Below are 13511 nucleotides of genomic sequence, written 5' to 3' on the forward strand. Positions count from 1 at the left end.
TCGCGATCGCAAGCCGGTTGGATATCGACATAGGTCGGCGACGATTGTGCCGCCAGTAGGGCCGTCGCGCCTCAACCTCCCACGGCGGCCTTGGCGTTGACATTCTTTAGCGCGGCCAGGAGATAGTCCTGCATGGTCGCCTGCAGGTTGGTCGTTGCGCTGCGCACCGCCGCCATCGCGTCCTTCACCGCCGCTTCGTCAAAGGGTTTGGCTGTTTGTGCCGCCGCCAGATTGGCGCGCGCGGCACGCAGCTCGCGCAGGGCCTGGAAGGTGCGCGCGCGGTTGTCGCGCAGAATGCCGCGGAACTCCTTCCTCACCTCCGGGGGATAGTTGCTGGCAATCTCCGACAACAGCACGCGCGCCGCCGCGCCCTGGCGCAGGCCGTGCATGGCATAACCGACCAGGAAGAAGTTGACGGCGAGCGAAAGGGTGAGCAGCACCAGCGTCGCCGTCCATATCCAGGAACGCTTCAAAGCGAGCCCTCCTCTGCCGGATCATCCGCGACACCGCCGCCATCGGCCAGCGACGATCCCGACGCCAGCGCCAGAAGCTCCGTATCGGAGGGATCGTCCTGCAGCCGCGCCACCTGGTAGCCTGCCAGCGTCGCCGCCACGAGCGCGCCAGCAACCCAGGCCGCGAACCCGGCCGGACCCAAGAGCAGGCGCGGCAGGAAGGACGGCCGGATCGAGCCGGCTTCGATGCGAGCCAGCACCTTGCGCGCCAGCGCCTGATCGTCGCCATCGGCCAGCGCCGCCTCGAGCACGAGGAGATCGAGCGCTGCATCCGGGTCGTCATTCCGCTCCGCTGCCATCAAGGCCAGCGCCTGCTGGCGGAAAGGCGCCGGCCATGCCTCGGCGGTATCGCCGAAGCGGCGCCTGCATCGTTCAAATTCGTCCCGTGTCATGAGGACTTCCTTTCACGGCCCACGGCCACCATTGCCAAATGATCCTTGAGTGCGCGCCGTCCGCGCACAAGCAATTGCTCGGCCGAGCCGACGCTGCTGCCCATCACCTCGGCAATCGCCGCGATGTCGAGGTCGCCGACGGCCCTCAGCAGCACCGCCATGCGCTGCCGTTCCGGCAGGCGCGAGAGCCCGTCGCGCACGATCGCCAGCTCCTGCCGCGCCACGGTCGTTGCTTCGGCATCCGCCTCCGGCGACGCGATGTCGTCCCTTATGTCGTCCAGCCCGATGAAACTGCGCAGCGCCCTGCGTCGACGCTGGTCGATGCAACGGTTGGCGGTGATCCGGTAGAGCCAGGTCGAAGCCCGTCCTCTGGCCGGATCGAAACGCGCGGCCTGTTTCCAGACGGTCACGAACACCTCCTGCACCACATCCTCGGCATCGGCGGCATTGCCGAGATAGCGCGCGGCAAACATCCGCAGCCCACGGCCATGGCGGGCGATGAGCTCGGACAGCGCGCTTTGGCTGCCCGCTGCGACGCGCGCCAGAAGCTCATCGTCGCAATGGGGCTCCTCATGTCGCACGGCGGCGCACATCCACGGACGAGACTGCTGGTTGGGCGAATCCGAAATTCGCATCGATCAGGAGAAGCACAGAAACGAACTTCGGATTCAAATCCATCACACCAGATGTCAGCGCCGCCAGCGGCGGAAGCCATGGACCGTGTTGCCGTTCGGGCCGGTGAAGCTGCCGGCCGAGCGGCCGTGGAACGGCCCGCGCGCCGACATCCGTTTTCCCGAAAAGGACTGCCCATTCGGCCCGGTACCAGAATAGCTGCGGGCACAGCGGTCAACAACGCCTCCTATGCATTTTGAGTTGGACGTGTAGGTGCCACCATTGGGACCGGTGCGGGTGGTCGAGCCGGTATAGACGTTGCCGTCCTTGCCAACGCTGCGGCTGATCTCGCCGCCATGCTCCGTCGGGCGCTGCCACTCCTCGGCCGAAGCCGGCGAAGCTGCCGACCAGGCAAGCATCGCACCGAGACAGAACATCGGAATTTTTACCGAAGACAACATGTCGTACTCCTTGTTTTGTAGAGGAATGAGAGCTGCCGATCATCAGTTGGCGTGGTCGGCGATCAGCTTGCGGACAGACGCGATCTCGTCGCCCGAGAGCTTGCCGTCACCGTCCCGGTCCGCGAGGTCGAACAAAGGCATGCTGCTGGCGAATTCCTGTTCAGAGACCTTGCCGTCGCCATTGGCGTCCATGCGCCGCCAGCGGCTGCCGAGCCGCGCCTGCGCGGCATCTGCCCGATCCATGATGGCATCGCGGGCGCTTTCGATCTCCTTCTCGTCGATGACGCCATCGCCATTGCGGTCGAGCCGCCTGAACAGGCGCTCTCGCACGGCTGTCATCTCATCCTTGGAGATGGCGTCGTCGCCATTGGTATCGATCCGTTGCAGGATGCGCTGGCCCGGCATGTCCTGTGCCTGCGCCGCGCAGAGCGGTGCAAGCCCGACGAGCAAGGCCGCAATCAGTACTGAGCGTTTCATGTTGATGTCCTTTCAGTGTCAGGCCGCGGGGGCGACTGCTGACCGATACGCAGCGAGAGCCGGGCTCCTACGCTCGACACTCAAGATTCTTTGCCGGCCTTGAATTTTCTGTCGCGGCGGGGATAGGCGGCTGTGCTGGCCGCACCTCGAAAAAATCATCTCGCTTTGCGTAGGACCACCACAGGCGCTGCGTAGAAGGCTCTGCAAGGACGGTCCGCGGCGGACCATCCGACCCAATGCGGAGATCAATATGAACAAGATCGTCATGGCCTTTGCCGGCCTGCTTCTTGGCGCGGGTAGCGCCTGTGCGGCGGACAGCGGTGCCAGGGAACTCTTCCGGCGCATGGACACCAACGGCGACCGCAAGCTCGAATTCAGCGAAATCCAGGCCGTGCGGGCGCAGATGTTCGACCGGATGGATGCCAACCACAATGGCTTGCTCGACGCGGGCGAAGTGCGCGGGGAAGTGGAACGGGTGAAGTCGAAGCGCGACTTCCAGGCCACGCAATTCGTCGGCTTCCAGGCCCAGGCCAGCCGCATTGACCGCAATGGAGACGGTAAGATTTCGCGCGACGAGTTTGCCGCCTTCATTCCCGGCCGGTTGCTGCAGGCGGACAAGAACGGCGATGGCGCGCTTTCGATTTCCGAACTGCGTGCGCTCCGACGTCAGTAATCCCCGAACCCTTCGACCCCATCCAACAGGAGTGAAAAGATGAAACGGACAATCACGGCGTTTTGCGGTTTGATGATTGGCGCCACCGGGCTCGCCTCGCCGGCCGAGGCCTTGCCTGTCGTGCCGGCCTCTGCCCCGGCGTCGGTCGCCACAGCGCCGACGCCAGTCTGGTTTCGGCGTGGCTTCTACGTCGTTGGCGGCGGATACTACTACAATGGCTATCGCGGCTATGTCCGCGTGCGGCCAGGCTATCGCTACTACAATGGCTACTGGTTCCCGGCAGCCGCCTTTGCCGCCGGTGTCGCGGCGGCGACCGTCGCACCGGTAGCACCAAGTCCGAAGATCCGATTGGAAGCAGCGCATGTGCGCTGGTGTTTCGAGCGCTACGTCTCCTACCGCGCCTGGGACAACAGCTACCAGCCCTATAACGGTCCTCGCCAACAATGTTGGTCGCCCTATAGTTGAGGGCTCTTCGCTGAGAGCCTTCAACCCTTTCAAGGCAGCATAGGAGATGACCATGATCGACAACCGCTCGATGCCCACGAGCACGGTCATACCGGTGCTTTCGTATCCCGATGTCGAGACGGCCAGCCATTGGCTTTGCGGGGCCTTCGGGTTCGAAATACGGCTGATGATCGGCAATCACCGTGCCCAGCTCGGCTTCGGAGACGGCGCCGTCGTTGTCACAGAATTGAAGTCTGGCGGACTGACGCGGACAGGTGGGCCATTCGCAGTGATGGTACGCGTCGAGGATGTCGACGCGCACCAGAGCCGAGCCGCGAGGCATGGCGCAGTTATTCTCAGCGGCCCAACGAGCCATCCCTATGGCGAGCGTCAATATTCCTGCCGTGACCTCGCCGGCCACAATTGGACCTTTTCGCAGTCGATAGCTGATGTAATGCCCGACGACTGGGGTCGCATCGTCGTGGAAAGCTCAAACGATCCTGATATGGAGAGCTGACACCGATCTGCAGCAGCGACAGTCCATAAGCTTTGGATCGCGACGCCGTCACGACTTGCTCAACGGCTAAGACCAACCTCATCGTGCAAGTGACTGCAGCTTGATGACCGTCTTCGAGTTCTGCCACCGGGAGAAGCATTCACGAAAGCTAGCCTTCCTACGATGGCGTCATGTCGGTGCTCGCGTATTGCGATTAATGGGTAATCAGCGACGATCTCGACCTAGAAGGCTTACGCGACTGCGGTACTAGCGCCGGAGCACCACGCCCACGCTAAGCTGGATGCCGCATCGATGTTTCCCGGTCGGAAGCTGCTGGTCTGCTTCCGGCGCCATTGCGGCCGCGCTCGTAGCGCAAAATGTAGATTGACCCTTCTATAACTGACTCAGCGCTTGCATGGAAACTGGATGATGAGCCTCCGGGCCCACCAGAACTAACCTTTAGAGCTCTGATTTTATTGCGCTTTTTGTAAATGGCTCACAACGTGGACTCGAACCTCCTGTCGGAACAGTCCGCTTGGGACAAACTGCCGTCTCATAGGCACGAGAGTTCGACCATTCCAGCAGCTGGGAGCACCGGGTCGGCAGAGATTTCTGAGCGAGTTCCCGATTTTCTTCAGCCAGTTTATGGGCCTTCCGAGGACTCAAGATCGCGCAGCCGCATTCGCCACGATGAAGACCGAATAGAGCGACTGCCGTGCCGTGATGAACAGGCGGTTGCGCTTCGGGCCGCCGAAGGTGAGGTTCGCAACCGTCTCCGGAATGTGGATCTTGCCGATCAACGTGCCGTCGGGGTCGAAGCAATGGACGCCATCGCCAGTGCCTGCCCAGACGCGGCCAAACGTATCCACCCGGAAGCCGTCGAACAGGCCAGCCGTGCAGGTCGCGAAAACGCCGAGTTCCTTGAGCGCGGCGTCCTCGACGGCGAACTTGCGGATGTGCCGCGGCCCGTCCTTCTGATGCGTGACGCCGGTGTCACCGACATAAAGGATCGTCTCATCCGGCGAGAAGGCGAGACCGTTGGGCTTCGCCATCGTCGAGACGACGCGTGCCACCGCGCCCCTTGCAGGGTCGGCACGGTAGACGTGGGAGCCCTCGATCTCCTGCTCGGCGCGGTCGCCCTCATAATCCGTCGTGATGCCGTAGGGTGGATCGGAAAACCACACCGTGCCGTCCGATCGTACCACCACATCGTTGGGCGAATTCAGCCGCTTGCCCTCGAAACGATCAGCGATCACCGTGATCGACCCGTCATGCTCGGTGCGGGTGACGCGCCGCGCCCGGTGCTCGCAGGTCACCAGCCGCCCTTCGGTGTCGACTGTATTGCCGTTGGCGTTGCTGGACGGCGCCCGGAACACCGAGACGGCTCCATTGGTGTCGTCGTAGCGCATCATGCGGTCATTTGGGATGTCCGAAAACACCAGATATCGCCCAGCCGCGAACCAGGCCGGACCCTCCAGCCAGCGCCCTCCGGTCCACAGCCGCTCGACCGCCACGTGGCCGACGAAGCAACTCTCGAACCGCTCGTCGAAAACCTCGAAACCAGCGCCCTCGATATCTCCGAACATGCCTTGTCCTCCATGAAACCGGCCTATCGTTAGCCTTCGCTGCCAGGCATTTTCAAGACTTGACCTGCAAAAATGTTAGCGATAACATCGGTCCCAATTCAGTCCGTTTATTTTGGCTTGGGAGGGCCATGGATGCGGCCCAAGCTCATAGAATTCATCGACATCTCCAAGCGCTTCGGCGGCACCCTGGCGTTGAAGTCGGTCTCGCTCGATATCCACGAGGGTGAGATCGTTGCGCTGCTGGGCGAGAACGGCGCCGGCAAGTCAACGCTGATCAAGACGCTGGCCGGCATCTACAAGCGCGACCAGGGAACAATCCGGTTTCGCGGCGAGGACTACCACCACCGCCCGCCGGGCCCGAACCAGCCGCAGAAGGTCGCCTTCATCCATCAGGATCTCGGCCTCATCGAATGGATGACAGTGGCCGAGAATGTCGGCATGGCGCAAGGCTTCTCGCGCCGCTCTGGCCTGATCGACTGGCGCGACACAGAGCGTCGCGCCGAGAGCGCCCTGGCCCTGGTCGGCTGCGCCTTCGATCCGGCGACGCGCGTCCAGGATCTTTCCCGCACCGAGAAATCGCTGGTGGCCATCGCCCGCGCGCTCGCTACCGAAGCCGACGTGCTGGTGCTGGACGAGCCGACGGCAAGCTTGCCCGCGGATGAGGTCGAACGCCTGTTCCAGGCACTGCGACCGTTGCGCGAGCGCGGCGTTGGCATGATCTATGTCTCGCACCGCCTGGATGAAGTGTTCCGCATCGCCGACCGGGTCGCCGTGATGCGGGACGGCCGCATGGTGGCGGTCGAGCCGGTCGCCGAGACGACGCCGCAGGAACTGGTCGATCTCATCGTCGGCCGCCCGGCGCACCAGATGTTCGCCAAGTCGCGCTGGCAGGACGGACCCGAGCGGCTGAAAGTCGAGGACCTGCGCTGCGGCAGTATCGGACCCGTCCACTTCGAGGCGCGGTCCGGCGAACTTCTCGGATTGGTTGGCCTGCGTGGTGCTGGACAGGAGGCCGTCGGCCGCGCGCTGTTCGGCGCCGAGCCTTTCGTCGGCACTATATCGCTCGACGGCAAACGCCTCGACCTGTCCTCGGTCGGTGCAGCCCTTGCCGCCGGTGTCGGCTTGATTGCGCGCGACCGCACCGAGGAGTCGGTGGCGCTGTCGCTGTCCGTGCGCGAAAACATGTATCTCAACCCGTCCGCCGCCGGCCGCGGGCTTTTCTCCTTCATGACGCCGGCGCGGGAAAGCGAACTGACGCAGGAACTTGGTACCCGGCTCGGGCTGCGGCCCAACGATCCGCATCTGCCGATAGAGGCGCTGTCAGGCGGCAACCAGCAGAAGGTGGTCGTCGGCCGCTGGCTGGCGACAGGGCGCAAGCTGCTGATCGCCGAGGATCCGACGGCGGGTGTCGATGTCGGCGCCAAGGCCGAAATCTATCGGCTGATCGCGGCAGCCGTCGAAGCCGGGCTGGCGGTCGTCGTCGTTTCCACCGATTTCGAGGAAGTCGCCCATATCTGCCATCGCGCGCTGGTCTTCTCGCACAACCGCATCGTGCGAGAACTGGCCGGCGATGCCTTGACGACTGCGGCGCTTATCCATGCCGCCTCCGTGTCCGAAGCCGCCTGAGGAGTATCCATGAACTCGATCAAATCGACGGCGCTGGAGCCGACCCGCTCGGAACTCTCCGGGCTCAGCTTTGGCCAGAAGGCGGCACGCTATCTGCCGGTCTACGGCCTGCCGATCCTGACGCTGCTGCTCATCCTGCTGTTCTCGCTGCTCCTGCCGCGCACCTTCCCGACGCTGCTGAATTTGCGTTCCATCGTCTCCGACAAGGCGATCATCGCCTTGCTGTCGCTGGCGGCGATGATCCCCATGGCTTCGGGCCGCATCGACCTGACGGTCGGCTACGGCATCGTGCTCTGGCATATCCTGGCCATTAGCCTGCAGACCGCCTTCGGCATCCCGTGGCCGATCGCGGTGCTGATCGTCCTGCTGCTCGGCGTCGTCACCGGCTTTATCAACGGCCTGCTGGTCGAGGTGGCGCGCATCGATTCCTTCATCGCCACGCTCGGCACCGGCACCGTGCTTTATGCTTTGGCCATGTGGTACACGGGCGGGCGCCAAGTCGTCGGCGTGCTTCCCGAAGGCTTTCTGGCCCTCAACGGCACGATGCTGTTCGGCCTGCCGATCACCGGCTACTACGTCATCGTCCTGGCGCTGGTGATGTGGCTTGTGCTCGAATACATGCCGATCGGGCGCTACCTCTACGCCATCGGCGCCAATCCCAAGGCCGCCGCGCTCAACGGCATACCGGTGCAGAAATTCGTCATGGGCGCCTTCGTCGCCTCCGGCGCGATGACGGCGCTTGGCGGCGTGCTGCTCGCCTCCAAGCTTCGCATCGGCCAAGCCAGCGTCGGCCTCGAATATTTGCTGCCGGCGCTCGTCGGTGCCTTCCTCGGATCGACCACCATCAAACCCGGTCGCGTCAATGTCTGGGGCACGATCATCGGCGTCGTCATCCTCGCCGCCGGCATTTCCGGTATCCAGCAATTCGGTGGCTCGTTCTGGGTGGAGCCGCTCTTCAACGGCGTCACCTTGCTCGTCGCGATCGGCATTGCCGGCTACGCGCAGCGGCGCCGGGGCGCTGTCGTGCCGCCTCCACCAGCCACCAGCCAACCAACAAAGACAAATGACAATGCTTAATGGGAGAAGAAACATGCATCGCAGAACAGTCCTTCAGCTCGGCGTCGCCTGCCTGGCGCTTGGCATTGGCTCCAACGCGCTGGCCGACCCGATGGCCGACGCCAAGGCGGTGGTCGACAAATATGCCAGCAAGGTCGACAAATGGGATGGCCCGACGGCCGGACCGAAAGGTGCGGCCGGCAAGACGATCGTGGTGCTTGGCGCCGATATGAAGAACGGCGGCATCCTTGGCGTCACCAAGGGCGTCGAGGAAGCAGCCGCGGCCCTTGGCTGGACCGTCAAGACACTTGACGGCGCCGGTTCCATCGGCGGTCGCACCGCGGCCTTCGGCCAGGCGCTGGCACTCAACCCCGACGGCATCATCATCAACGGCTTCGATGCCGTGGAGCAGAAGCCGGCGCTGGAGCAGGCCAGGGCAGCCAAGATTCCGATGGCGGCATGGCATGCCGCTCCGACGGTCGGCCCGATCGACGATCTCGGCATCATCGCCAACGTCTCGACCGATCCGATGGAAGTGTCGAAGGCTGCCGCCGACTGGGCTTTCGTGAACGCCAAGGGCAAGCCCGGCGTCATCATCTTCACCGACTCGACCTACCAGATCGCCATCGCCAAGGCCGACCGCATGAAGAAGGAAATCGAGGATCTCGGCGGCAAGGTGCTCGAATATGTCGACACGCCCATCGCCGAGACCTCGCAGCGCATGCCGCAGCTCACCACCTCGCTGCTGCAGAAATACGGCGACCAGTGGACTCACTCACTGGCGATCAACGATCTCTATTTCGACTTCATGGGACCGTCACTGGCGGCGGCCGGAAAGTCGGGCACCGACGCGCCGATAAACGTGGCGGCGGGCGACGGTTCCGAATCGGCCTACCAGCGCATCCGCTCCGGCCAGTTCCAGAAGGTGACGGTTGCCGAACCGCTGAACCTGCAGGGCTGGCAGCTCGTCGACGAGCTCAACCGCGCCATGGCCGGCGAGAAATGGTCGGGCTACATCTCGCCGCTGCATGTTGTGACGTCGGACAATGTCGAATTCGACGGCGGGCCGGATAACCGCTTCGATCCGGGCAACGGCTACCGCGACCAGTACAAGAAGATCTGGGGCAAATAGGCGCCGATGAGTACCTCTGCAAACGGGCAGGACGGTCAACGGCCGGCGGTCAACCCGCCGGCCGTTGTGTTTCGCCTGGGTTCAGGCTGTATGACGCGCGATCACCTTCGGCGTCATGCCGACGACCACCCGGTCGTCAGGCGCCCGGCGCCCGTTGAGCAGGTCGAGCACGAGATCGGCGACACGGATGCCGATCTCGTGCGCCTCGACATCGATCGTGGTGATCGACGGCACCGACTGCTCGGCGAGGTCATAGGCGCCGAAGCCGGCGATCGCGACATCCTCGGGGACGCGGATGCCGCGCCGCAGGCATTCCATAAGCGCACCGAAAGCGGAAAGATCCGAAACGCACATCACCGCCTGCGTGTCCGGCCAGCGCGAAATCATCTCGACCATGGCGGTGGCGCCCTCGCGCATCGATATCGGCGGCACGCCGGAGGCAATGATGCGCGAGCCATCGAGACCGCGTTCCTGCAGTGCCGCGACGAAGCCGCGCCGGCGATCGAGGCCACGCGTGTCGCGCGATGTGTCACCGCCGATGAAGCCGAGCCTTGAATAGCCACGTGCGACAAAGTGGTCGACCATCAGCCGTCCGGCCTCGGCGTTGGAAAAGCCGACGACATGACCGATCGGATCGGCCGGCAGGTCCCAGGTCTCCACCACCGGGACGCCGGCATTCTCGAGCATCTTGCGGCAGCGTGGCGTGTGCCGTCCGCCGGTGACGATGATCGCCTCCGGCCGCCGCCGCAGCAACTGGCCGACCAGGCGCTCTTCCTCCTCGACATTGTAGTCGGTGAAGCCGAGCAGGATCTCCAGCCCGCTGTCGCGCAGGCCCTCGGTCATGCCGCGCACCGTGTCGGCGAAATTGGCGTTGTTGATCGACGGTATCGTCACCGCGACAAAACCGGACCGGCGCGACGACAGGTTGGCGGCGATGCTGTCGAAGACATAGCCGAGTTCGTCCGCGGCCCGTATGATACGGTCGCGCGTGTCCGCGCTGATGGAGGTATCGCTCTTGAAGGCGCGCGACACGGTCATCGTCGAGACGTTGGCGCGACGCGCGACATCGGCCATGGTCGGGCGTTTTGGCGAAGGCTGCATGGCCATACGTTATCGATATCACTGCGGAATGCAACGCACCGTCGCGGCTTACGAGAAGGCGATCTGAACCTTCATCGCCTGGCTGCGGTCGTTGGCGATTTCGAAGCCTGACAGCGCCTCGGCGAATGCCACGGTGTGGGTGATCAGAGGCTTCACGTCGATGAGCCCCTTGCGCATCAATTCGACGCCCACGGCGAATTCCGGATGGAAGCGGAACGACCCGTTGATGGACAGTTCCTTGGCGGTGACCACCGACATCGGCAGTGCCATCTCCGCACCACCAAGGCCGAGCTGAACGATCGTGCCGCGCGGCCGCAGCGCCGCGATGCCCAGCGCCAAAGCAGCGGCGGCTCCTGAACATTCATAGAGAATGTCGAACGTGCCCTTGTCGGCGAAATAAGGCGCTAGCCCATCCGGATCGGTTCGTGTGTTGATCGTGCTGTCGGCGCCGGCACGCGTGGCCATGGACAGGGTAAAATCAGTGATGTCGACGGCGACGATCTCGGCGGCGCCCGCGCGGCGCGCGCTGAGGATCGACAACAGGCCGATCGGCCCACAGCCAGTCACCAGCACACGCTTGCCCAGCATCTCACCGGCCCTGCGCGTCGCGTGGAGACAGACCGCCAGCGGCTCGGCCATCGCCGCTTCGGCAGCACTCAACCCATTGGCCGGCACGCATTGCGGTGCGTCCGCCACAAGCATTTCGCGGAACGCGCCCTGGATATGCGGGAACGGCATGGCGCTGCCATAGAAGCGCATGTTGAGACACTGGTTGTGCATCCTTTCCCGGCAGTACCGGCAGCTGTAGCAGGGCCGCGACGGCGAGACCGCGACCAGCTGGCCTGGCCGCAGTCCGTCGACGCCGGGGCCGAGCTTTTCGATGACGCCGGAGACCTCATGGCCGAGAATCATCGGCTCTTTGAGGCGCACCGTTCCGAAGCCGCCATGATTGTAGTAGTGCAGGTCGCTGCCGCATATGCCGCCGGCGGCGAGACGCAGCAGCACCTGTCCCTGACCCGGCGCCTCGACCGGCCGGTCCTCGATGCGCAGGTCCTTCGCGGCGTGGATGACGATCGACTTCATGGTCAGTAGACTCCTCGGGCAATTCCAGGAAAAATGTGCAGCGGTTTTCCGTCCGAATCCGCGTAAGACAAGCCTAAAGCACCGGCGTGAGCAGCGGCTGGCCGGCGAAATGGGCGGCAAGATTGTCGCGCACCAGTTTGCCCATGGCCTTGCGCGTTTCGATGGTGCCCGACGCATGGTGCGGCTGCAGCAACACATTGTCGAGCGCCAGGAAGCGCGGATTGAGCTTCGGTTCGCCCTCGAACACATCGAGCGCGGCGGAGCCGAGCACCTTTGCCTCGAGCGTGTCGAGCAGCGCATCCTCGTCGATGTTGGATGCGCGCGAAATGTTGATCAGCATGCCGTCCTCGCCGAGTGCCGCAAGCACATCCTTGTTGACGACGTGGCGCGTCGCGGCCGACGCGGCAAGCGTCACGAACAGGAAGTCCGAACGCCTCGCCAGCTCGACCGGATCGGCGACGAACGTCCAATCCGGGGCGAAATCCTTCGGCGCGACGTCGCTGTAGGCGATGTCCATGCCGAAGCCCGCGAGACGCTTGGCCACCTCGTAGCCGATGCGCCCAAGACCGAGCACGCCGGCCCGCCGGCCCCAGACGCGGCGCTTGAGCGGGTAGAGGCCCTTCGCCGCCCAGCTGCCGTCGCGCACCCAGCGTTCGGCGCCGATCACGCCGCGCGACAGGCACAGCATCATGGCGATGCCGAGATCGGCGACGTCGTTGGTCAGCACGTCCGGCGTGTTGGTGACGCGCACGCCTCGCTCCCGGCATGCCGCGAGATCGACCGCATCGAAACCGACGCCGTAGACGGAAACAACCTCAAGCGAAGGGCAGGCCTCGATCATGGCGCGGTTCGCGCCGAGCTCGCCACGCGTGGCTATGCCGCGCACCTGCGGTCCGATCTCGGCGAGGAAAGCCTGCTTGTCATCAGCCGCGAAATAGCGGTGCACTGTAAAGGCTTCATTGAGCGGCTCCTCGTCCCATGCGGGGTAGGGTCCAATCTGAAGGATGTGAGGCCGCTGCATCGGTTTTCGCTCCAACTGACTTGACAACAATGTTATCGATAACATAACAACATTCAACGACGAGAGGCAATCGGGAAAATGTCGTCCACACTGTTCGATCTCACCGGGCGCGCGGCGCTCGTTACCGGCTCCTCCCAGGGCATCGGCTTTGCGTTGGCCAAAGGGCTGCGCCAAGCCGGCGCCAAAGTGGTCCTCAATGGCCGCGACGGGGCAAAGCTCGCCGAGGCTGCGGCGCGGATAAAAGGGGCGGAGACACTCGCCTTCGACGCCACCGACCATGACGCGGTCCGCTCCGCGATCGACAGTTTCGAGCTGTCAGGCGGGCCGATCGACATATTGGTGAACAATGCCGGCATGCAATTCCGCACGCCGCTCGAGGACTTTCCTGCCGACGCGTTCGAACGCCTGCTGCAGACCAATGTCGCCAGCGTCTTCCATGTCGGCCAGGCCGTCGCCCGGCACATGATCCGTCGTGGGCGCGGCAAGATCATCAACATCGCCAGCGTCCAGACGGCGCTTGCCCGCCCCGGCATCGCGCCCTACACGGCGACCAAAGGCGCGGTCGGTAATTTGACCAAGGGCATGGCGACCGACTGGGCCAGGTTCGGCCTGCAATGCAACGCCATCGCGCCCGGCTATTTCGACACGCCGCTGAATGCCGCACTGGTCGCCGATCCGGCATTCAGCGCATGGCTTGAAAAGCGCACGCCGGCCGGTCGCTGGGGCAAGGTCGAGGAGCTGGTCGGGGCCTGTGTCTTCCTCGCCTCCGACGCGTCATCCTTTGTCAACGGACATGTCCTCTATGTCGATGGCGGCATCACAGCGTCGATCTGATCAGC

16 protein-coding genes are annotated in these 13511 nt (G+C 64.1%); 7 read left to right on the plus strand and 9 right to left on the minus strand.

The annotated features are described in order from the left end of the window. Positions 1-71: 71 nt before the first annotated feature. The 5 genes from MESOP_RS14285 to MESOP_RS14305 form a co-directional block, all read right to left on the minus strand. A complete protein-coding gene (locus MESOP_RS14285) occupies positions 72-473 on the minus strand; it encodes a periplasmic heavy metal sensor (protein ID WP_013894020.1) in 402 nt (133 codons plus the stop codon). Beyond that, positions 470-904, minus strand: coding sequence for a hypothetical protein (locus MESOP_RS14290; protein WP_013894021.1), 435 nt, complete (start codon positions 902-904; stop codon positions 470-472). The genes MESOP_RS14285 and MESOP_RS14290 overlap by 4 nt, the downstream gene beginning before the upstream one ends. Further along, positions 901-1485, minus strand: coding sequence for an RNA polymerase sigma factor (locus tag MESOP_RS14295; protein WP_245265095.1), 585 nt, complete (start codon positions 1483-1485; stop codon positions 901-903). Before MESOP_RS14295 ends, MESOP_RS14290 begins: the two co-directional genes overlap by 4 nt. Positions 1486-1593: 108 nt before the next feature. After that, positions 1594-1977, minus strand: coding sequence for a hypothetical protein (locus tag MESOP_RS14300; protein ID WP_013894023.1), 384 nt, complete (start codon positions 1975-1977; stop codon positions 1594-1596). Positions 1978-2019: 42 nt separating this feature from the next. Continuing rightward, the gene (locus MESOP_RS14305) at positions 2020-2454 is read right to left on the minus strand and encodes an EF-hand domain-containing protein (protein WP_013894024.1); all 435 of its coding nucleotides are present in this window, start codon (positions 2452-2454) and stop codon (positions 2020-2022) included. A gap of 250 nt (positions 2455-2704) precedes the next feature. Between MESOP_RS14305 and MESOP_RS14310 the strand changes: the two genes are divergently transcribed. Genes MESOP_RS14310 through MESOP_RS14320 form a run of 3 tightly spaced genes read left to right on the plus strand, consistent with a single transcriptional unit; the run spans position 2705 to position 4088 of the window. Beyond that, positions 2705-3127, plus strand: coding sequence for an EF-hand domain-containing protein (locus MESOP_RS14310; protein WP_013894025.1), 423 nt, complete (start codon positions 2705-2707; stop codon positions 3125-3127). Positions 3128-3166: 39 nt separating this feature from the next. Further along, on the plus strand, positions 3167-3592 hold the full coding sequence (locus MESOP_RS14315) for a BA14K family protein (protein ID WP_013894026.1): 426 nt from the start codon (positions 3167-3169) through the stop codon (positions 3590-3592). 52 nt (positions 3593-3644) lie between these two features. After that, positions 3645-4088 carry a VOC family protein gene (locus MESOP_RS14320; RefSeq protein WP_013894027.1) on the plus strand — a complete coding sequence of 148 codons (444 nt, stop codon included), beginning with the start codon at positions 3645-3647 and terminating at the stop codon, positions 4086-4088. Positions 4089-4729: 641 nt separating this feature from the next. Here MESOP_RS14320 and MESOP_RS14325 read toward each other — a convergent pair. Continuing rightward, complete coding sequence (locus MESOP_RS14325; protein ID WP_013894028.1) at positions 4730-5653, minus strand: SMP-30/gluconolactonase/LRE family protein; 924 nt, start codon at positions 5651-5653, stop codon at positions 4730-4732. Between the two features lie 132 nt (positions 5654-5785). On the opposite strand from MESOP_RS14325, the gene MESOP_RS14330 reads away from it, so the two are divergent. From MESOP_RS14330 to MESOP_RS14340, 3 genes are read left to right on the plus strand one after another with little or no spacing between them, the layout of a single operon-like run. Further along, positions 5786-7279 (plus strand): sugar ABC transporter ATP-binding protein, encoded by a 1494-nt coding sequence (locus tag MESOP_RS14330; protein WP_013894029.1) that lies wholly within the window; start codon positions 5786-5788, stop codon positions 7277-7279. A gap of 9 nt (positions 7280-7288) precedes the next feature. Beyond that, positions 7289-8356, plus strand: a complete 1068-nt coding sequence (locus tag MESOP_RS14335) for an ABC transporter permease (RefSeq protein ID WP_013894030.1) — start codon at positions 7289-7291, stop codon at positions 8354-8356. A 13-nt stretch (positions 8357-8369) separates the two neighbouring features. After that, positions 8370-9467: an ABC transporter substrate-binding protein gene (locus MESOP_RS14340; RefSeq protein ID WP_013894031.1), complete on the plus strand. Its 1098-nt coding sequence runs from the start codon at positions 8370-8372 to the stop codon at positions 9465-9467. 81 nt (positions 9468-9548) lie between these two features. Here the strand turns inward: MESOP_RS14340 and MESOP_RS14345 are convergent, their stop codons facing one another. The 3 genes from MESOP_RS14345 to MESOP_RS14355 all read right to left on the minus strand — a co-directional run bounded on the left by MESOP_RS14345 (position 9549) and on the right by MESOP_RS14355 (position 12672). Continuing rightward, the gene (locus MESOP_RS14345) at positions 9549-10568 is read right to left on the minus strand and encodes a LacI family DNA-binding transcriptional regulator (RefSeq protein WP_031250491.1); all 1020 of its coding nucleotides are present in this window, start codon (positions 10566-10568) and stop codon (positions 9549-9551) included. A 48-nt stretch (positions 10569-10616) separates the two neighbouring features. Next, positions 10617-11651: an L-idonate 5-dehydrogenase gene (locus MESOP_RS14350; protein WP_013894033.1), complete on the minus strand. Its 1035-nt coding sequence runs from the start codon at positions 11649-11651 to the stop codon at positions 10617-10619. A gap of 73 nt (positions 11652-11724) precedes the next feature. Next, complete coding sequence (locus MESOP_RS14355) at positions 11725-12672, minus strand: 2-hydroxyacid dehydrogenase (protein ID WP_013894034.1); 948 nt, start codon at positions 12670-12672, stop codon at positions 11725-11727. Positions 12673-12750: 78 nt separating this feature from the next. On the opposite strand from MESOP_RS14355, the gene MESOP_RS14360 reads away from it, so the two are divergent. Beyond that, a complete protein-coding gene (locus tag MESOP_RS14360; protein WP_013894035.1) occupies positions 12751-13506 on the plus strand; it encodes an SDR family oxidoreductase in 756 nt (251 codons plus the stop codon). Positions 13507-13511 lie beyond the last annotated feature (5 nt).

The organism is Mesorhizobium opportunistum WSM2075 (genome assembly GCF_000176035.2).
Lineage (GTDB): Bacteria > Pseudomonadota > Alphaproteobacteria > Rhizobiales > Rhizobiaceae > Mesorhizobium > Mesorhizobium opportunistum.

Coding starts and splice junctions, on each gene's coding strand:
- MESOP_RS14310 (WP_013894025.1), top strand. CDS start 2,705: ATGAACAAGATCGTCATGGCCTTTGCCGGCCTGCTTCTTGGCGCGGGT.
- MESOP_RS14345 (WP_031250491.1), bottom strand. CDS start 10,568: ATGCAGCCTTCGCCAAAACGCCCGACCATGGCCGATGTCGCGCGTCGC.
- MESOP_RS14325 (WP_013894028.1), bottom strand. CDS start 5,653: ATGTTCGGAGATATCGAGGGCGCTGGTTTCGAGGTTTTCGACGAGCGG.
- MESOP_RS14360 (WP_013894035.1), top strand. CDS start 12,751: ATGTCGTCCACACTGTTCGATCTCACCGGGCGCGCGGCGCTCGTTACC.
- MESOP_RS14350 (WP_013894033.1), bottom strand. CDS start 11,651: ATGAAGTCGATCGTCATCCACGCCGCGAAGGACCTGCGCATCGAGGAC.
- MESOP_RS14320 (WP_013894027.1), top strand. CDS start 3,645: ATGATCGACAACCGCTCGATGCCCACGAGCACGGTCATACCGGTGCTT.
- MESOP_RS14335 (WP_013894030.1), top strand. CDS start 7,289: ATGAACTCGATCAAATCGACGGCGCTGGAGCCGACCCGCTCGGAACTC.
- MESOP_RS14330 (WP_013894029.1), top strand. CDS start 5,786: ATGCGGCCCAAGCTCATAGAATTCATCGACATCTCCAAGCGCTTCGGC.
- MESOP_RS14305 (WP_013894024.1), bottom strand. CDS start 2,454: ATGAAACGCTCAGTACTGATTGCGGCCTTGCTCGTCGGGCTTGCACCG.
- MESOP_RS14290 (WP_013894021.1), bottom strand. CDS start 904: ATGACACGGGACGAATTTGAACGATGCAGGCGCCGCTTCGGCGATACC.
- MESOP_RS14300 (WP_013894023.1), bottom strand. CDS start 1,977: ATGTTGTCTTCGGTAAAAATTCCGATGTTCTGTCTCGGTGCGATGCTT.
- MESOP_RS14315 (WP_013894026.1), top strand. CDS start 3,167: ATGAAACGGACAATCACGGCGTTTTGCGGTTTGATGATTGGCGCCACC.
- MESOP_RS14355 (WP_013894034.1), bottom strand. CDS start 12,672: ATGCAGCGGCCTCACATCCTTCAGATTGGACCCTACCCCGCATGGGAC.
- MESOP_RS14340 (WP_013894031.1), top strand. CDS start 8,370: ATGCATCGCAGAACAGTCCTTCAGCTCGGCGTCGCCTGCCTGGCGCTT.